The 18,325-nt window shown below is 66.1% G+C and carries 17 protein-coding genes; 11 read left to right on the forward strand and 6 right to left on the reverse strand.

The genetic code is table 11. From position 1 onward, the window contains the following. Positions 1-22: 22 nt before the first annotated feature. From scpA to AABA86_RS16800, 3 genes are read left to right on the forward strand one after another with little or no spacing between them, the layout of a single operon-like run. Positions 23-2,179 (forward strand): methylmalonyl-CoA mutase, encoded by a 2,157-nt coding sequence (gene scpA / locus AABA86_RS16790; RefSeq protein ID WP_338307577.1) that lies wholly within the window; start codon positions 23-25, stop codon positions 2,177-2,179. 35 nt (positions 2,180-2,214) lie between these two features. Next, positions 2,215-2,511, forward strand: a complete 297-nt coding sequence (locus AABA86_RS16795; protein WP_338307578.1) for a nucleotidyltransferase family protein — start codon at positions 2,215-2,217, stop codon at positions 2,509-2,511. Between the two features lie 22 nt (positions 2,512-2,533). Continuing rightward, the gene (locus AABA86_RS16800) at positions 2,534-3,313 is read left to right on the forward strand and encodes an RsiV family protein (protein ID WP_445083467.1); all 780 of its coding nucleotides are present in this window, start codon (positions 2,534-2,536) and stop codon (positions 3,311-3,313) included. 7 nt (positions 3,314-3,320) lie between these two features. On the opposite strand, the gene AABA86_RS16805 is transcribed toward AABA86_RS16800, so the two are convergent. Beyond that, on the reverse strand, positions 3,321-3,980 hold the full coding sequence (locus AABA86_RS16805; RefSeq protein ID WP_338307579.1) for an SRPBCC family protein: 660 nt from the start codon (positions 3,978-3,980) through the stop codon (positions 3,321-3,323). Between the two features lie 25 nt (positions 3,981-4,005). Between AABA86_RS16805 and AABA86_RS16810 the strand changes: the two genes are divergently transcribed. The 6 genes from AABA86_RS16810 (at position 4,006) to AABA86_RS16835 (ending at position 10,408) form a co-directional block, all read left to right on the forward strand. Continuing rightward, positions 4,006-4,998: a tripartite tricarboxylate transporter substrate binding protein gene (locus tag AABA86_RS16810; protein ID WP_212251411.1), complete on the forward strand. Its 993-nt coding sequence runs from the start codon at positions 4,006-4,008 to the stop codon at positions 4,996-4,998. A gap of 88 nt (positions 4,999-5,086) precedes the next feature. Then, complete coding sequence (locus AABA86_RS16815; protein ID WP_212251409.1) at positions 5,087-5,593, forward strand: tripartite tricarboxylate transporter TctB family protein; 507 nt, start codon at positions 5,087-5,089, stop codon at positions 5,591-5,593. A gap of 6 nt (positions 5,594-5,599) precedes the next feature. Further along, positions 5,600-7,111, forward strand: coding sequence for a tripartite tricarboxylate transporter permease (locus AABA86_RS16820; protein WP_338307580.1), 1,512 nt, complete (start codon positions 5,600-5,602; stop codon positions 7,109-7,111). Positions 7,112-7,162: 51 nt separating this feature from the next. Then, positions 7,163-8,152, forward strand: coding sequence for a methylmalonyl Co-A mutase-associated GTPase MeaB (gene meaB / locus AABA86_RS16825; RefSeq protein WP_338307581.1), 990 nt, complete (start codon positions 7,163-7,165; stop codon positions 8,150-8,152). After that, positions 8,149-8,805 (forward strand): pyroglutamyl-peptidase I, encoded by a 657-nt coding sequence (locus AABA86_RS16830; RefSeq protein ID WP_338307582.1) that lies wholly within the window; start codon positions 8,149-8,151, stop codon positions 8,803-8,805. Before meaB ends, AABA86_RS16830 begins: the two co-directional genes overlap by 4 nt. 232 nt (positions 8,806-9,037) lie before the next feature. Further along, positions 9,038-10,408 carry a TIGR03808 family TAT-translocated repetitive protein gene (locus AABA86_RS16835; RefSeq protein WP_338307583.1) on the forward strand — a complete coding sequence of 457 codons (1,371 nt, stop codon included), beginning with the start codon at positions 9,038-9,040 and terminating at the stop codon, positions 10,406-10,408. A gap of 128 nt (positions 10,409-10,536) precedes the next feature. Here the strand turns inward: AABA86_RS16835 and AABA86_RS16840 are convergent, their stop codons facing one another. From AABA86_RS16840 to AABA86_RS16855, 4 genes are all read right to left on the reverse strand, one after another. Next, positions 10,537-11,280, reverse strand: a complete 744-nt coding sequence (locus tag AABA86_RS16840) for a TIGR03809 family protein (RefSeq protein WP_212251520.1) — start codon at positions 11,278-11,280, stop codon at positions 10,537-10,539. A gap of 637 nt (positions 11,281-11,917) precedes the next feature. Beyond that, positions 11,918-13,633, reverse strand: a complete 1,716-nt coding sequence (locus AABA86_RS16845) for a S8 family serine peptidase (RefSeq protein WP_338307584.1) — start codon at positions 13,631-13,633, stop codon at positions 11,918-11,920. A gap of 16 nt (positions 13,634-13,649) precedes the next feature. Beyond that, complete coding sequence (locus AABA86_RS16850) at positions 13,650-14,345, reverse strand: hypothetical protein (RefSeq protein ID WP_338307585.1); 696 nt, start codon at positions 14,343-14,345, stop codon at positions 13,650-13,652. Continuing rightward, entirely contained in the window at positions 14,342-14,911 is a 570-nt protein-coding gene (locus AABA86_RS16855; RefSeq protein ID WP_018315733.1) for a sigma-70 family RNA polymerase sigma factor, read from the reverse strand. Before AABA86_RS16855 ends, AABA86_RS16850 begins: the two co-directional genes overlap by 4 nt. A 437-nt stretch (positions 14,912-15,348) precedes the next feature. Here AABA86_RS16855 and AABA86_RS16860 point away from each other — a divergent pair, with 437 nt between their 5' ends. Further along, positions 15,349-16,506, forward strand: a complete 1,158-nt coding sequence (locus AABA86_RS16860) for a GGDEF domain-containing protein (RefSeq protein ID WP_212251397.1) — start codon at positions 15,349-15,351, stop codon at positions 16,504-16,506. Positions 16,507-16,569: 63 nt separating this feature from the next. Continuing rightward, positions 16,570-17,673 carry a DUF2336 domain-containing protein gene (locus tag AABA86_RS16865; protein ID WP_338307586.1) on the forward strand — a complete coding sequence of 368 codons (1,104 nt, stop codon included), beginning with the start codon at positions 16,570-16,572 and terminating at the stop codon, positions 17,671-17,673. A gap of 11 nt (positions 17,674-17,684) precedes the next feature. Here AABA86_RS16865 and AABA86_RS16870 read toward each other — a convergent pair whose 3' ends face one another. Beyond that, positions 17,685-18,323 (reverse strand): DUF1109 domain-containing protein, encoded by a 639-nt coding sequence (locus tag AABA86_RS16870; protein WP_338307587.1) that lies wholly within the window; start codon positions 18,321-18,323, stop codon positions 17,685-17,687. Between the last annotated feature and the right edge of the window lie 2 nt (positions 18,324-18,325).

Below are 18,325 nucleotides of genomic sequence, written 5' to 3' on the forward strand. Positions count from 1 at the left end.
CGCCTATGATATGGTTGAAGCCATGAGCCGCATTCCCAATTTCGCAAACGTCGCCTTCGAGCGCGCCCCTACCGCCGCGCCGTCAGGCAGTGCCGAGCCGTGGCTGACGCCTGAGGGCATTCTGGTGAAGCCCGCTTATGGCGAGGCCGATCTTGCCGGCCTCGATTTCCTCGAGACCTATCCGGGCATCGCGCCGTTCCTGCGCGGCCCCTACCCGACTATGTATGTCAACCAGCCCTGGACAGTCAGGCAATATGCCGGCTTCTCCACGGCGGAGGATTCCAACGCGTTCTACCGCCGCAACCTGGCGGCCGGACAGAAGGGCCTCTCGGTCGCCTTCGATCTCGCCACCCATCGCGGCTATGACAGCGACCATCCGCGCGTCGGCGGCGATGTCGGCATGGCCGGTGTCGCCATCGATTCCATCTACGACATGCGCACGCTGTTCGCGGGTATTCCGCTCGACCAGATGAGCGTGTCCATGACCATGAACGGCGCGGTGCTGCCGATCCTCGCGCTCTATGTCGCCGCGGCCGAGGAACAGGGCGTGCCGCCGGAAAAGCTGTCGGGCACCATTCAGAACGACATTCTGAAAGAGTTCATGGTGCGCAACACCTACATCTACCCGCCCGCGCCCTCGATGCGGATCATCTCCGACATCTTCGCCTACACCTCGCAGAAGATGCCGAAATACAATTCGATCTCGATCTCCGGCTATCACATGCAGGAGGCCGGTGCGACGCAGGACCTCGAGCTCGCCTATACGCTGGCCGACGGCGTCGAATATCTTCGCGCCGGCCTTGCCGCCGGCCTCGACGTCGACCGCTTCGCGCCGCGGCTGTCGTTCTTCTGGGCGATCGGCATGAACTTCTTCATGGAGGTCGCGAAGCTGCGCGCCGCGCGCCTGCTCTGGGCGAAGCTTCTGAAGCCGTTTAATCCGAAGGACCCGCGCTCGCTGTCGCTGCGCACGCATTCCCAGACCTCGGGCTGGTCGCTGACCGCGCAGGACGTCTTCAACAATGTGATGCGCACCACCGTCGAGGCGATGGCGGCGACGCAGGGCCACACCCAGTCGCTGCATACCAACGCGCTCGACGAGGCCTTGGCGCTGCCGACCGACTTCTCGGCGCGCATCGCCCGCAACACCCAGCTGTTCCTGCAGCAGGAGAGCGGCACCACCCGCATCATCGATCCCTGGGGCGGCTCGTATTACGTCGAGCGTCTCACGCGCGACCTCGCTGCGAAGGCCTGGGGCCACATCCAGGAGGTCGAGGAGCTCGGCGGCATGGCCAAGGCGATCGAGGCGGGCCTGCCGAAGCTGCGCATCGAGGAGGCCTCGGCCAAGACGCAGGCGCGGATCGATGCCGGCAAGCAGGCGGTGATCGGCGTCAACAAGTACAAGCCGACCGACGAGGAAAGAATCGACATCCTCAAGGTCGACAACACCAATGTCCGACGCCTGCAGATCGACAAGCTGACGCGGCTGAAGAACGAGCGCAGCCAGAAGGACGTCGATGCCGCGCTCGCGGCGATCACGCGTTCGGCCGGAGAAGGCAACGGCAATCTGCTCGCGCTCGCGATCGACGCGGCGCGCGCCAAGGCGACGGTCGGCGAAATTTCGGACGCGATGGAGAAGGTGTTCGGCCGGCACCGCGCCGAGATCAAGTCCATCACCGGCGTCTACAAGCGGGAGGCGTCCAGCATGGGCAACCAGGTCGAGAAGGTTCAGGCGTTGATCGACGCCTTCGAGGAGGCCGAAGGCCGCCGCCCGCGCATCCTGGTCGCCAAGATCGGCCAGGACGGCCACGATCGCGGCCAGAAGGTGATTGCGTCGGCCTTCGCTGATATCGGCTTCGACGTCGACATCGGGCCGCTGTTCGCGACCGCGGATGAGGCGGCGCGCCAGGCGGTCGAGAACGACGTCCACATCCTCGGCGTCTCCTCGCTCGCCGCCGCCCACCTCACCGCCGTGCCGGAGCTGAAGGCCGCGCTGAAGAAGCAGGGCCGCGACGACATCATGATCATCGTCGGCGGCGTGGTGCCGCCGCAGGATTACGACGCGCTCTATGCCGCCGGCGCCGAGGCGATCTTCCCGCCGGGCACCGTGATTGCGGATGCGGCCGAGGAGCTGATCCGCAAGCTCAACGCCCGGCTCGGGCATAGCGAGGCGGCGGAGTAGATGATAGACTGGCTGCCGACCGGCCAGGTGTGTTCATGACGCGTGACGAAATCATCGCGGCGATCCGCAAGAACGCGGATTCCATCAGAGATAAGGGCGTGTCGAAGCTTGCCATCTTCGGCTCGCACGCCGGCGAAGACTACAGCGTCGACAGCGACATCGACATTCTGCTCGAGATCGAACCGGATACCTCTTTTTCACTGCTCAAGCTGATCGATGTCGAACATATCATCGAAGATGCGACCGGCTTGCAAACGCAGGCAACCGTTCGCCGTTCGACGTCTCCCCGCTTTGTGCCGCATAGCGCAGACGACATTGTCGAAATATTCTGACGCTCACGCAGGAGCACTATCCTTGAAATTCATCGCCGGTTTGAGCGCCGTCCTGGCGCTGAGCGCAACATGCGTGTTGTCCGCCCACGCCGCCGACTCCAAACCCGACGCCGCCATCAACACCAAGAGCATCGAGGCCCGCGTCTTCCTCGACGACAAGATCAAGGCGGATGCGGCGCTGGCGGCGGATTGCCTCGCGGAGGGCAAAAAATGGCTCGACAAGAACGCCGCGGAGGCCGCCGCCTCGCGCAAGGCGGACCCGCAGTTCTTCAAGGAAGGCGGCTGGGAGTTCGAGCGCAAATACGAGATCCGCTCGGTGGTCGCCGACCGCTACATCAGCGTCCTCCGCAACGACTACATCAACACCCATGGCGCCCATCCCAATTCGAACGTGGATACGATCCTGTGGGACAAGGCCGACAACAAGCGCATCTCGATCCGCCCGTTCTTCACCGAGACCGCCGACAATGGACCGGCCATGAAGGCGATGGTGAAGGCCGTGATCGCCTCGCTCCGAACCGAGAAGAAAAAGCGCGACGCCAGCGAGACCGCGACCGACGAATGGTTCAAGGGCGTCGCGCCGAACCTGCTCAAGATCGGCGCGGTGACGCTGGCGCCGTCAACTGAAACGGACAAGAGCTCCGGCCTCACCTTCCACTATCCGCCCTACGCCGTCGGTCCCTACGCCGAGGGCGAGTATGTCGCCTTCGTGCCGTGGGAAACACTGAAGCCTTACCTGACCGCGGAAGGCATGCGCATCTTCGGCGGCGCGCGGCCGAAGGGCGATGCGGACGGGCCGTAGGCGATCGCTAACCGGCCCGAGCCAGCGTTCGCGCCAGCGAATCCGTCCAATCGGGAATCCAGGACGCGAACAGGGCCTGCCAGCGATCGGCATCCGCAGGTTCGGTCTCGAGCGCGACCGACCATTCGATGAGGGTACGATCGCCCTCGGTGATCGGGCGCAGATGCATGGTGCCTTGATAGCGCGTCGGCGCCGGCGCCTGGCTTCCGTCATCTTGCGGGTACGGCAGCGCTTCGAGACCGGCATAGGTCAGGGTGTGCTGCCGGTCCGAGTGATCGACCAGGCGCTGGCGGATCCAGTTTCCGAGATAGCAGAAGCGTCTGACGGCGCCGACTTCATCGCCGCGCTTGTCGTCTTCGATCACGCTCTCGCTCACGCCGTCGATATAAGCGGGATAGTTGTTGAAATCGCGGATCAGCGACCAGACGTCGTCCAGCGGGCGGTCCAGCACGGCGCTGTAATAGGCTTGGGTCATCGATGGCTTGCCTTTGGCTTTGGTTACGCGCAGAGGTTGGCGAATTGCGCCGACAAAACCCACCCGATTTCCGAATGCCCATCCGATGGGCATGCTGTTTTCACACAACATGTCGATCTCCTTGGTAGCGCTACCTTGCGGCGGCGCTGCAAAGCCGACTACAATGTCGCCATTGACAAGAGCGCCCGGCATCACGGGCGCCGCTGGGAGGCATTCAATGTCCAAGATTTCGCGCCGCACCTTTGCGGCTTCGACCGCCGCAGTCGCGGCATCCGCCGCTTTCGGCTTCAAGCCCGCGCTCGCACAGGCCTATCCGGCCCGGCCGGTCACCGTGATCGTGCCGTGGGGTGCCGGCGGTGGAACCGATGCGACCGCGCGCATTGTCGCAGCGCTTCTGGAAAAGGATCTCGGCCAGCCCTTCAACGTGGTCAACCGCACCGGCGGCTCCGGCGTGGTCGGCCATAGCGCGATCGCGACCGCACAGCCCGACGGCTACACCATCGGCATGCTCACCGTCGAAATCTCGATGATGCACTGGCAGGGCCTGACCGAGCTGACGCCGAAGAGCTACACGCCGCTTGCGCTGATGAACGAGGATCCCCCGGGCATCCAGGTCTCCTCCTCCTCGCCCTACAAGACGGTCAAGGAGCTCGCCGAGGCGATCAAGGCGGCGCCCCCCGGCAAGTTCAAGGCCTCCGGCACCGGCCAGGGCGGCATCTGGCATCTGGCGCTGGTCGGCTGGATGCAGGCGATGGGCCTGCCCGCCAACCAGGTCGCCTGGGTCCCGTCGAACGGCGCGGCGCCCGCGATGCAGGATCTCGCCGCCGGCGGTCTCGACCTCACCACCTGCTCGGTGCCGGAGGCACGCGCCATCATCGAAGCCGGCAAGGCCAAGAGCCTCGCCATCATGGCCCCCGCGCGCAACCCGATCTTCAAGGACGTGCCGACGCTGAAGGAGGCGATGGGCATCGACTATGCGACCGGCGCCTGGCGCGGCATCGGCGCCCCGAAGAACCTGCCGCCGGAGATCGCAACCAAGCTCACCGCGGCGCTGAAGAAGGTTTACGAGTCCGCCGAGTTCAAGGACTTCATGAGCAATCGCGGCTTCGGCACGGTGTGGGGCGATGCCGGCCAGTTCGCAGGCTTCATGGACAAGGGCGACGCCCAGATGGGCGAAGCGATGAAGGCCGCCGGCCTCAGCAAGGCGTGATCTTTCACCTCTCCCCGCGCTTGTCCGCCGAAGCTTCAGCGAAGGCGGATGCGGGGAGAGGGAGCGCTTCTTTCATAGGACTCCTGCCATGCGTCTTCCCGACTCCGTCACGGGATCGTTTCTCGTCGTGCTTGGTGCTGCGGCCGCCTATGGCGGCTGGATCTTGCCGCCGGTGCCGGGCCAGCCGGTCGGCCCCAACGTGTTTCCACTGGTGATCGGCAGCGGCCTTGCGCTGTGCGGGCTCGCGATCGTGTTCGGGATCGGCCACTCCTTCGAGGAGGAGGAAGAGCTGATCCCGCTGGAGGACGGCCAGGCAGCGGCCGCTCTACCGCCGCAAGGAAAACTCGAAGGCAAGCTCTACGGCCTGCGCGCCTTGCTGCCGCCGGCGCTGCTGCTGTTCTACGTCGCCGCCGCCGACCGGCTCGGCTTCATCATCACTGCCGCAATCATGGTCTACGTGACGTCGACCGCGCTCGGTGCGAAGTGGAAGCTGGCGCTGCCGCTCGCGGCGCTGTCGCCGTTCGCCATCCACCTCATCTTCGGCAAGCTGCTGCGCGTGCCGCTGCCTGCCGGCCTGCTGCCGACGCCCTGGTAATCCCCCATGCTCAAGACCCTGATTGAAGCATTCGCGCTGATCTCCACCTGGGAGGTCATCATCGCAATGTTCGCAGCCTCCGTGTACGGGCTCGTGATCGGCTCGCTGCCCGGCCTGTCGGCGACGATGGCGACCGCCCTGCTCGTCCCCGTCACCTTCTACCTGTCGCCGATCGCGGCGATCGCAACCATCGTCGCGGCGTCCTCGATGGCGATCTTCTCCGGCGACATTCCGGGCGCATTGCTGCGCATTCCCGGCACGCCCGCCTCCGCGGCCTATGCCGACGAGGCCTATGCCATGACGCGCAAGGGCCAGGCCGAGCTCGCACTCGGGGCCGGCGTGTGGTTCTCCGCCGTCGGCGGCATCGCCGGCGTGCTGTCGCTGATGATTTTGGCGCCGCCGCTTGCCGAGATCGCGCTGTCGTTCTCGACCTTCGAATATTTCTGGCTGGCGCTGCTCGGCCTGATGTGTGCCACCTTGGTGGCGCGCTCCTCCCCGGTGAAGGCGATCGCCGGCATGTTCCTCGGCCTGCTGGTGTCCTGCATCGGCATCGAGAATCCCGGCGGCGTGCCGCGCTTCACCTTCGGCCTCACCGATCTCTTCGGCGGCATCGAGCCGATCCCGGCGCTGGTCGGCGTGTTCGCGGTGGCGCAGGTGATGCGCGCGATGCTGACGCCCGAGCCGCCGCCGCTGCCACGCAGAAAATTCGGAAGCATCATGGCCGGCCAGTGGAGGCTGACCAAGAAGTATCACTGGCAGATGACGCGCGGAAACATCGTCGGCATCATCATCGGCGTGCTACCCGGCGCCGGCGCCGACATGGCCGCCTGGGTCTCCTACGCGATGTCGAAGCGCTTCTCCAAGGAGCCGGAAAAATTCGGCACCGGCCACGTCGAAGGCCTGGTCGAGGCCGGCGCCAGCAACAATGCCAGCATCGCTTCGGGCTGGGTGCCCTCGCTGCTGTTCGGCATCCCCGGCGACACCATCGCCGCGATCGCGATCGGCGTGCTCTACATGAAGGGCCTCAATCCGGGCCCGACGCTGTTCACCGAGAAAGCGTCGAGCATGTACGCGATCTATCTGATGTTCATCATCGCGAACATCATGATGATTCCGCTCGGCATCGCCATGATCCGGATCGCGGCCTACATCCTGCTGGCGCCGCGCTCGGCGATCATGCCGGTCATCATGCTGTGCTGCGCGGTCGGCTCGTTCGCGATCGGCAACAACATGTTCGGCGTCGTCACCGTCGCCGCCTTTGGCGTGATCGGCTACGTGATGGAGGCGAACGGCTACCCCGTCGCCGCCATGGTGCTCGGCATCGTCATGGGCACCATGGTCGAACAGGCCTTCGTGACGTCGCTGATCAAGTCCGACGGCAGTATCCTGCCGTTCTTCGAGCGCCCGGTCGCGGCCATCCTTGCCGCGATGGCGATCGGCGCCCTGCTCTGGCCGGTGATGGTCTGGGTCTGGCGCAAGGTGAAACCGGCGCAGACGGCGGTGGCGACAAGCAGGTGATTCCGGGCGAGCGGCCCTCGCCTGCCTCGCCTCGGCGTTGTAAAGCAGGGCATGACTGAGAAGAAGGCCTCGCTAGACATCAAATTCCTCGCCCGCGACTTGCGCGCCGGCAGCCGCGCGGCCCTGGCGCGCGCCATCACGCTGGTGGAGAGCCGGCGCGGCGACCACCAGGCGCTGGCGCGCGAGCTGGTGCAGATGCTGCTGCCCCACACCGGCAAGGCGTTCCGCGTCGGCATCACGGGATCGCCCGGCGTCGGCAAGTCCACCACCATCGATGTGCTCGGGACGCACCTGATCGAACAGGGCCACAAGATCGCGGTGCTCGCGGTCGATCCGTCCTCGGCGCGCAGCGGGGGTTCGATCCTCGGCGACAAGACGCGGATGGCGCGGCTGTCGGCCTCGGACCATGCCTTCATCCGCCCCTCGCCGTCCTCGGGCACGCTCGGCGGCGTCGCGGCGAAAACGCGCGAGGCGATGCTGTTATGCGAGGCCGCCGGCTTCGACGTCGTGCTGGTCGAGACCGTCGGCATCGGCCAATCCGAGACCGCGGTCTGCGACATGACGGATTTCTTCCTCGCACTGATGCTGCCGGGCGGCGGCGACGAACTGCAAGGCATCAAGAAGGGCCTGGTCGAGCTCGCCGACATGATCGCGATCAACAAGGCCGACGGCGACAATCTCAAGCGCGCCAACATCACCGCCGCCGACTATCGCGGCGCGCTGCATATTTTGGCGCCGAGATCCGAACATTGGCATCCACCTGTCATCACCTATTCCGCGTTGGCAGGCACCGGCATCGCCGAGCTCTGGCAGAAGGTTCTGGATCACCGCAAGGCGATGAACGCATCCGGCGATTTCGCCGTGCGGCGGCGCGAGCAGCAGGTGAAATGGATGTGGTCGATGCTGGAGCAGCGCATGCTGGCGCGGCTGCGCAGCGAAGCCTCGGTGCGGAGCAAGGTCCGGAAGATCGAGACTGAAGTCGCCGAAGGCCATCTCACGCCGGCGCTCGCCGCCGAGCAGATCCTGGAGTTGCTGCAATGAGCGATAAGCTCCGCGTTCTCCTCACCGGCTTCGGGCCATTTCCTGGCGCGCCCTATAATCCGACCCAGCCGCTGGTCGCGCGGCTCGCGCAACTACGCCGTCCGGCGCTCGACGATATCGCGATCTCCAGCCATATCTTTCCGGTCACCTATGCCGCGGTCGACCGGCAATTGCCGGAGGTGCTCGCAAAGGTGAAGCCGGATGCACTGTTGATGTTCGGCCTCGCCGCACGCACGCCCTACCTGCGGATCGAGACCCGGGCGCGCAACGCCGTCACCATGCTCTGGCCCGACGCCGCCAACACCCGATCGAGCAAGCGCGGCATCGCCGGCCATGCGGATGCGATGATGTTCGGCCCACACACGGCAAGGCTGCTGCGTGCCGCCCGCCTCACCGGCATCGACGCGCGTGCCTCGCGCGACGCCGGCGCGTATCTCTGCAACTACTTAAGCTGGCGCGCGATCGAGAACGTGAAGGCGGGCGGGCCGCAGCTCGCGGCGTTCATCCACATTCCCCTGCTCGCGCGCGGCGGCGCCGTGCGGCGCAAGGGCGCGCCGCGGATCACGCTGGACGAGCTGGTGGATGCGGGGGAAGCGATGCTGATGGAGATGGTGGGGCTGGCACGGAAGGGGCGGAACGCAGAGGTCTCGTAGGGTGGGCAAAGGCGCTCTTGCGCCGTGCCCACCATCTCGTTCCATTTGCCGTCAAATCGTGGGCACGCTTCCGCCTTCGCTCTGCGAGCTACGGCGGACAAGTCGCTTTGCCCCCTACGGCACCGTCTCTGCGTAAACATTTAACCCTACCGCGAACAATCCTCACGACCCCGGTCGCCCTGCGCTACCTAATCGGCGCGGATGCCCTCCCGCCTCCGCCGGAGGATGCGTCATGGACCTCAATCGCCGTCATCTCATCGGAGCTTCGACCGCAGGCATCGCGGGCGCGCTGGCCATGCCGGCCGACGCCGCGCGCGCGGCGCCGCTGACATCCCTGCTCGGCCGCGACGCCACGCAATACGGCGTGCGGCCCGGCAGCAGCGAAGATCAGACCCGCGCGCTGCAGCGCGCGATCGATGAGGCCGCGCGGGTGCAGATGCCGCTGGCGCTTCCACCCGGAGTCTACCGCAGCGGGATGCTGCGGCTGCCGAACGGCGCACAGCTGATCGGCGTGCGCGGGGCAACGAAATTCGTCTTCACCGGCGGCGCCTCGGCGATCCAGAGCGACGGTGCGGACTCCATCGGCCTCACCGGCATCACCTTCGACGGTGGCAGCATCCCGCTGCCGGCGCGGCGCGGGCTGATCCACGTTCTCGGCGGACGCGACGTCCGCATCGCCGATTGCGAGATCACGAGCTGCGGCGGCAGCGGCATCTGGCTCGAGCAGGTCTCCGGCGACGTCTCGGGCAACATCTTCACCGACATCGCGGTGACGGCGGTGGTCTCGTTCGACGCCAAGGGCCTCAGCGTCTCCCGCAATACGATTCTCGGCACCAACGACAATGGCATCGAGATCCTGCGTAGCGCGATCGGCGACGACGGCACGCTGGTCGCCGACAACCGCATCGAGAACATCAAGGCCGGCCCCGGCGGCTCCGGTCAGTACGGCAACGCCATCAATGCCTTCCGCGCCGGCAACGTGATCGTGCGCGGCAACCGCATCAAGAACTGCGACTACTCCGCGGTGCGCGGCAACTCGGCCTCGAACATCCACATATCAGGCAACAGCGTCAGCGACGTGCGCGAGGTCGCGCTCTATTCGGAGTTTTCGTTCGAGGCCGCGGTGATCGCGAACAATACGGTGGATGGCGCGGCCGTCGGCGTCTCCGTCTGCAATTTCAACGAAGGCGGCCGCATCGCGGTGGTCCAGGGCAACATCATCCGCAATCTCATCCCGAAACGGCCGATCGGCACCGCGCCGGACGACGACGCCGGCGTCGGCATCTACATCGAGGCTGACACCTCGGTGACCGGAAACGTGATCGAGAACGCGCCGTCCTACGGCATCGTCGCCGGCTGGGGCAAATATCTGCGCGACGTCGCAATCACAGGCAACGTGATCCGCAAGGCGCTGGCGGGCGTCGGCGTCTCCGTCGTGCCGGGCGCAGGCATCGCGCTCGTCAACAACAACACGATCTCCGAGACCCCGCGCGGCGCCGTGGTCGGCCTCGATCACGCGCGTGCCGTAACCTCGGATCTGTCAGCCGACGGCGCGCAGCGATTTGCGCAGGTGATGGTCGGCGGGAATGCAGTGCGGCGGTAGGTGTGGCTGGCAGAGGGGCCGTTCATCCTTCGAGGCTCCCCATGGGACGCGTCGCGTCCTATGCCTCGCGCCTCAGGATGACGGGGTGAGAGAGGTGCGATTGCTTCCCCTAGCCACGCTCCGAAGTGCTAGAACGCATTCCTGAGCAGCGGGTACTTGGCTTCCAGGCCGTCGAGGCTGAAGGTGAATTCGACGACGCGCTCGGGGGCTGCGACGATTTCGGCGGCCGGCGGGGCGAACTGCGGCAGGAGCGATGCCATCGCGGCAGGCGCGGTCCTCGGCGGCTTCGCGGCAGACACAGCCAGCGGCGGCCTCACTTCCGGCGGGGTGAATGGCGCCGTTGCGGCAGGCGCGAGAGGTGACCTCACGGCAGGTGCGGTCAGCGATGCCCGCGCAGCGGGAGCCTTGAGCGGCGGCATCTCGGCTGGCGCGATGAACGACGCCATCTTAGCGGACGCTACGGGCGCGGCGAGCGGCGCGATCGGGGCTTCGGTGATCTCAGCCAGAACGTCCGGCTTCGGATCGAGCCTGACCGGTACGGCGGCCTCGGGGGCGATGTGGACGGCCTTTGGCTGCAGGGTCTTGGGCTGCACGATCTGCGGCTGTTGCTCGCGCGGAAACACCCGGGGCATGGTCGCCGGCGACCAGCCGAATGCCGGGGTCACGCTTGCAGCGGCCTCGGCGACATCCGCACCGGTCGCAAGCGCGCGCCAGGTCTGGACGGCGCGCTTGGCTTCCTGGATGTTTTCCAGGAATGCGATCTCGGAGTGATAACGGCGCCAGCGGCCGGTCTCGAACATTTCGGAGAGATGTTGCAGCCGCTGCTCGGCGAGAGCGCACCAGCGCGCCGCGACGTCGCGGCCCGCAACCACGGCACGAGCAGACGCGTAATCGGACGCGCAGTTAGACTCTTGGCGATGTGTCATGAACCAGCCCGTCAGGGGAAAACACGGACGCGGGGGGACGCAACGCACACGAATCAATTTAGACGCGACATGAATATTTTGTGGAAAAGTTTTGACTTGTCCAGCAACGACACGGCATTCGTCGTCAATCACCGTAGTCGTGCGGAGATTTGCTGCGTTTTCGAGTCAAGCTTCGCACAAGCATAGCGGACTTGCGGCGTGCTGCCCGATCGCGGCCGGGCACGCCGCCGCGATCTTTCAACCGCAAGCTGAACGCGCATGAAGCTTCGAAAAATCGGACGCCCAGAGCTTCGGGTCTGATTCAATCAGAACCGAAGCTCCGCTTCTCGTTTTGACGCGTTATCTTCCCGCGAACCGGAATCCACTTCGCTCGAAAGCGCTCTGAAAAGAAAAGACCCGTCCGGGGGGACAACCGGACGGGTCGAGCCATATGGGCGCTTGGGGTGGATGGGCGCTCGCGCCTGATATGACTGATGGGGAGGGATGACCGCTCCCACATAATTTGGTCGTGGCAGCTGGCTGAACGTTCAATGCGGGGTTCGCTTTTTTGAGCTTCGGCCCGCGCGCATCTTTGTCGCAGCCGCTATCGCGTCGCCGGCCTATCCGCCTGAGAAACCGTGGATTTATCGTCCGCGCTCGACAGCGAGGGTTGTTCGATCGCGCGGGTGCCAGGCTCGTCGCGACGCTTCCCGGCATCTTCACGTTTTGTTGTACCGGACGCAGCCGCGACCGGCGTCGCGCCGTCGGCGGGAATAGCCATGACCGCGGCAAACGCATCGGCCTGGCCGTCGCCGAAAAGCTCGTCACGTCCGGGGGAGCCGAGGTCACGCGCGGTCTTCGCCAGCGTCATGCGTAGCGCTTCCGGCTTCAAGGTGTAATTGCGTTCGAGCAGCAACGCCGCGACGCCCGAGACATAGGCGGCCGAGAACGAGGTTCCCGACGTCATCTGGTATTTGCCGTCCGGCGCCGGCAGGAAGATGTCGACCCCGGGCGCTGCGACGGCGATGTAATTGCCGCGGTTGGACGCGGTGAACAGCCTGTCCTGCTGGTCGGTCGCGCTGACCGCGATCACGTTGGGATTGGCGGCCGGATAGAGCGGCGGCGACTTCGCACCGGCATTGCCGGCGGCCGCGATCAGGACGAGGCCGCGCGCGGCAGTCGCCGCGATGGCGCGCTCGATCACCGCGTCCTTTGGACCGGCAAAGCTCATATTGACGATCTGCGCGCCGTGCTCGGCGGCGTAGTTCAACGACCGCAGAATGATGTAGGACGAGCTCTCGGCGCCGCCGTTGGCGCCACCGAAGGCGCGGATCGCGATGATGCGCGCCTCGGGCGCGCTGCCCATCAGCCGGTCATGTGCCACGATGGCGCCGGCGATGCCGGTGCCATGGACGTGCGGCCCCTCCGCGCTGCCGAGCGCATCGAAATTGTCGGCGACGGAATTGGCGAGCTCGGGATGCTTGGTGTCGATGCCGGAATCGATCACGGCGACCGTGACGTTGGCGCCGTGCGCCAGCGTATGCGCCTGCGGCAGGCGGAGCTTCGTCAGTACATATTGCGCAGGATCGCCTTCGCTGGGCGGCGTCGATTTCTGGTCCTGCAGCACGTAGCGGAAGTTCGGCTGGACCGAGCGCACGCTGCCGTCGGCCGCGAATTCGCGGCGCACTGTCTCGTACGGCCGGCCATCCGTGATGCGGAACAGACCGAACGTAGCCCCGATCAGCGGGAAGCTCTCCGACGAGATCCGCGTCAAGCCGTGCCGGCGGGCGAGCGCGTCGGCATCACCGGGCGACAATGCGCCGTCGATCTCCGCCACGAATTCGTTGGCAAAGCTGCGCAGATTGGCGGCGGCCGGCGTGGCGTTGCCGCGGCCCTTGCCGGCGCTCTTCTTGGCGGGTTTGCCCGAGCCACCGCCGCCGGCATTCGGCTGCGCCAGGCATTCGCCGTCGGCATCGCGATAGGGCGCGGTGCAGGCCGGATACAGGTTCGGCGAGTAGCGCGCATAGGGCAGCACCGTCGTCGTCGGCCGCAGGCGCGACGTCGTGGTGTGGGGAATGGTCGCCATCGTCCGCGGGCCGCGGTCGACGGACACCGCCCTGGCCGAGATGGTCGGAGCGATGCGCGGGGCGATGCTGGGAGAGATGGTCGGCGTTCGCGTGGGCACGCTGATCGTCGGCGTGCGCATGATCGCCTGCGCCTGCGCAACCTCGACGCCGAGGCAGGCGGCGATCAGAAGCGCGGCGCCGACCGATGAAGTGTAGGCCCCGGCGCGCACCCTGCTCTCGGACTTGCCTGTCATCGGGTCAGCGGCGCGCTTAGGGCGCCGCGACGGCGAGGTTGACGAACTTCTCGCGCTGCATCTTGCCGAGCAGCGAGGCGAGCTCGTCCTGGCTCATCGCCTTGTCGAACTGGAGGCGGAACATGCCGCCCTTGGCATCGCCGATGATCGAGGCCTGGTAGCTGTCGAGCAGCGCGGTGATGTCGCCGACGCGGGCCTCGGGCGTGAAGCGCACCAGCGCGCGCGCCGGCGGAACAGTCGTGCCGAGTTCGCGTGTGATCGGACCGCTGGTCGAGAGCGAAGCGGTCTGGAAGGTCGCGGGCTGGTTCTTCATCAGCACGGCGCCGATGATTCCGGCCTGCAGCATCAGCGCGATGGCGCCGAGGCTCGCCGACCACGCCAGCGTGCGCGGCGACAGGCTCGCGAAGAAGGTCGAGATGCGCGCCGACAGCGGCAGCGAGCCGCTCGCCCGCGCCGGCTCGGCGTCGATCGCGGCGAACAGCTTCTGCAGCGCGCGCGCCGACGGAGCCCCCAAGCTCTCGTTCAGATGGATGGTCTCTTCGTACTCGCCGCGGATTGCGGCATATTGCCTGGCAAGCTCGGGATCGCGCGCCAGCGCTTCCTCGACCCGGCGCGCATCGCGCGCGTTCAGCGTGCCGGCCGCGTGCCAGGGCAGCAGCAGTTCAATCTCACTGGGCTCTTGCTCCAGCATCTTCTTGCTCAAAGCCATCATGGCCAGCCTCGCTCAACGCCGGCTGCCTTCAGCAGTTCGGCCAGTTTCTTGCGCGCATAGAACAAGCGCGTCTTCACGGTGTTCTCCGGTATCCCGACGATTTCGGCCACCTCTTCCACGGACTTCTCGTGGTAGTAGACGAGATCGACGATTTCCCGATGGTCCGGCGAGAGGCCCGTCAGACACTCCCGCAACGCTTCACTGGTATCCTTCTTCTGCACCACCGTTTCCGGATTGTCGGACGTATCCTCGATCGCGTTGGCTGCGTCTTCGTCCAGTTCAAAATCCTTCCTGCGCCGGAGCGCAGACAGGGCCTTGAAACGGGTGATTGCCAGCAGCCAGGTAGAAACGGCGGATCGGCCCTCGAACTTGCCGGCTTGACGCCAGACGTCGAGAAACACCTCGCTGATGAGGTCTTCCGCCGCCTGCTCGTCCCGCACGAGCCTGAGCCCGAACCTGTAGACCCTGACATGGTGCCGCCCGTACAGCACCTGCATGGCGAGCCGGTCACCTTGGGCGATCCTGGCGATCAGGACCTCGTCCGAAGCCGCCTGTGTCACGCTCAACGCCCGTCTCGCAAAGTTGGTCGGGTCGGCGCGGCGGACGGTTCGATAGGGGGGGCAAAATTGTTCAGGCTACCGCAGTCGTACGGACGCCTGTGTGACCTACCCCACATACGCGGATTTTTCTTGTCCCACCCGCGGCCGGCGGCCGCCTTCATCCAGATCGGTAACATAATACTGCGATACTTCCCTGCGGAATGCCTGTCCGGCACAGGCGGCCCGGCGTCGTCCGGTTCCATAGCAGCCCTGCACGACATATGTCTCGCCAAGCCCGACTTAGGCTCGATCGCATCGCAAAGGATGCCTGATCACCGGCAAAATTTCTCCCGCCGGCCTACCACCTTGTTCCGCGCTGCACGGTTCGGATTCGATTTCAAAGGATACCAAACCTAAAGGCTTGCCACGTAGATTTTTACGCTGACATCACCATTGGCGGGACCATGAGCACGGCCGCGACGTCCTTTCCCGAGAGGAATGCCGCTGAGGTCGCGGATCTCGTGCTCACGCCCGAGGCGGCGGCTTCCGAAGTGCTGGCGCGCCGGGCCCGGCAGCGCCGCCAGATGTATATCGGCCAGGTGGCGAGCTATTCGCTGGGCGCCTCGGTCTTGCTGCTCTACGCCTATGGCGGCGCGGTCTCCATGGCCGTTCCATCGCTGTTCTGGTTCGGCGGCCTCCTGATCATCGGCACGTTCACCGTGCTCTCGGAAGCCGGCTTCGGCGACCGGTTCGAGGATCATTACCTCACCGTCTTCCAAATCTCGGCGCATATGGCGCTGCAGCTGCTGTTCCTGCTCGCAGTGCCGACGGTCGGGGTCGCGTTCATCGCCGTGCTGTTTCTGATCTTCGCGTTTGGCACGCTGCGGATGACCTCGAGCCAGGCGATGGTGACCTGGGGCCTTGCCACCTGCGGGCTCGCCCTGGTCTTCCTGGGCTCGGACCTGCCGATCGGATTGCCGGTCACGACCCGCCTGGAGCGAACCGCCTCGATGCTCTGCTTCGTGCTGGTGATCGGCCAGTGCGCCTTTCTCGGCCTGTTCGGCGCCACCCTGCGCAAGATCCTGTACCGGCGCAGCATCGAGCTGAAGGCCGCCTATCAGCGCATCGAGGAGCTGGCCGAGCTCGACGAACTCACCGGCTCCTACAACCGCCGCTGCATCATGCGGCTGCTCGACGCCGAGATCGAAAAGTCGCGGCAGACATCGATGCCTTGCGCGATCGCACTGATCGATCTCGACTGGTTCAAGCGCATCAACGACGCCCACGGCCATCCCGTCGGCGACGAGGTGCTGCGCACTTTCGCGATCACCATGTTCGCCAACATCCGCCCGGCCGACTGCTTCGGCCGCTACGGCGGCGAGGAATTCCTGCTGCTGCTGCCCGACACGTCGGACGACGCCGCACAGCGCATGCTCGAACGCTTGCGCAGCATCGTCGCCGATCTCGACTGGAGCGCATTCTCCCTGACTATGCGCGTGACCATTTCCGCGGGCGTGGTGACGCTGCGCGACGTCGATACTGCCGACACGTTTCTCGCGCGCGCCGACCGCGCGCTCTATTCCGCCAAGGCGCAAGGGCGCAACCGCATTGCAACGAGCTGACCAATCCATTCTTTCCCGCTGCGACAGAAGCCGCCGCCGGACCGAGCGCTCCAGGACAGGGCCATGAGATCCAGATCCGCAAGAACATCCGAGAATCTGCTCGAGGAACTGCAGGCTGCGCTCTCGCACGGCAACGTCGCGCGCCGGGTCGAGACGCTGCGCCGCGTCACCGATCTGTTCGTGGGCAACGCGGTGGACTATTCCGATGACCACATCCGCGTGTTCGACGACGTGTTCCAGTGCCTGATCGAGCAGATCGAGACGTCGGCCAGGGCGCTGCTCGCCGACCGCCTCGCACCGATCGCGGCCGCGCCGCCGAAGATCATGCGCACGCTCGCGCTCGACGAGGTCATCGAAGTCTCCGGCCCCGTGCTGTCGAAATCGGAACGGCTCGACGAGACGACCTTGATCGAGATCGCGCGCACGAGGGGCCAGGCGCATCTCAAGGCGATCTCGCTGCGGCGGGTCCTGTCGGAAGCGCTGACCGACGTGCTGGTGACGCGCGGCAACGAGGACGTGGTGCAGTCGACCGTCGGCAATCCGGGCGCGCGGCTCTCCGAGGGAAGCCTCACCGATCTCGTCACCCGCGCCGAGCGCGACGACGACCTCGCCACCTGCATCGGCCAGCGGCCGGACCTGCCGCGCCATCACTATTTGAAGCTGGTTGCGAAGGCGTCCTTGAGCGTGCGCAGGAAGCTCGAGGCCGCGCATCCGGAGCTCGTGGACGAGGTGTCGAGCGTGGTGCAGGAAGTGGCCCAGAGGGTCCGCGCTGCCGCCATGACGAAGCAGACCGAGATGGCGCGCGCGCTGGTGAAGTCGCTGCACGAGGACGGCCGCCTCAACGAATTCCAGGTCACCAGTTTCGCCGAGCAGGGCAAGTTCGACGAAACCAATGCGGGGCTCGCGGCGCTCGCCGGCGTCGCGGTCGAGACCGCCGAGACCATGATGATCGAAAGCCGCACCGAGGGTGTGATGATCCTCGCCAAGGTCGCGGGCATGTCCTGGCCGAGCGTGCGCGCCATCATCGCGATGCGCGAGAAGCTCTCCGGCGGCTCGCAGACCGACATGTTGACGCTGCGCGACGTTTACGAGGCGCTGCGCTCATCGACCGCGCAGCAGGTGCTGCGCTTCCACCGCATGCAGCTAGGCACGACGCCGGCGGCGTAAGGCCCGGCGCGTCAGTATCTCAGGACCCTCGCCCCGACCGCCGCGCCGATCGCCGTCACCAGCGCGGTCGCGAGCGTGTACCAGGTCGCGACGAACAGGGGTGAATCGTCGGTGCAGTGCGAGGCGTAGAGCGTCGCGGCAAGGCCGGCCGACACCAGGCCGGCGAGCGCGCCGGTAAGCGCCGGCCGCGACGGCGCGCCATGGCGCAGGCCGAACAGCGCCCCCGCAAGCAGCGGCAGCGACATCGCCGGAATTGCGACCAGGCACACTCTTGAGTTCTTGCCCATCAAGCGCATCGTCATCGGCATGGCCGGCGCCATCATCGCCTCACTGCCGATCGCGACCGCGAGCAGCCCGACGGGAAGCAGCAGCAGCCAGCCCCAGCCACGCAGCAGGGCCTCGGGACGCGACAGATGCAGGCTGACGATGATGGCGGGAATCGCGAGCGACAGCGTCACCGCGAATTTCATGTCGAAGAACGGGTTGCGCATCGCGCTCATCACGTCGTGACGCACGCCGAGGAACGTCGCGAAGATCAGGATCGACAAGGGCGCGGCCACCAGCAGCGCCATGGTCAGCACGGCGCCGACGCGCGGCGCGCGATGGGCGTTGTCGGCTGCGAGCGAGCGGATGAGTTGATCGGTGTCCATGA

Origin of the sequence: Bradyrhizobium sp. TM233 (genome assembly GCF_036247965.1) — a bacterium.
GTDB lineage: Bacteria > Pseudomonadota > Alphaproteobacteria > Rhizobiales > Xanthobacteraceae > Bradyrhizobium > Bradyrhizobium ottawaense.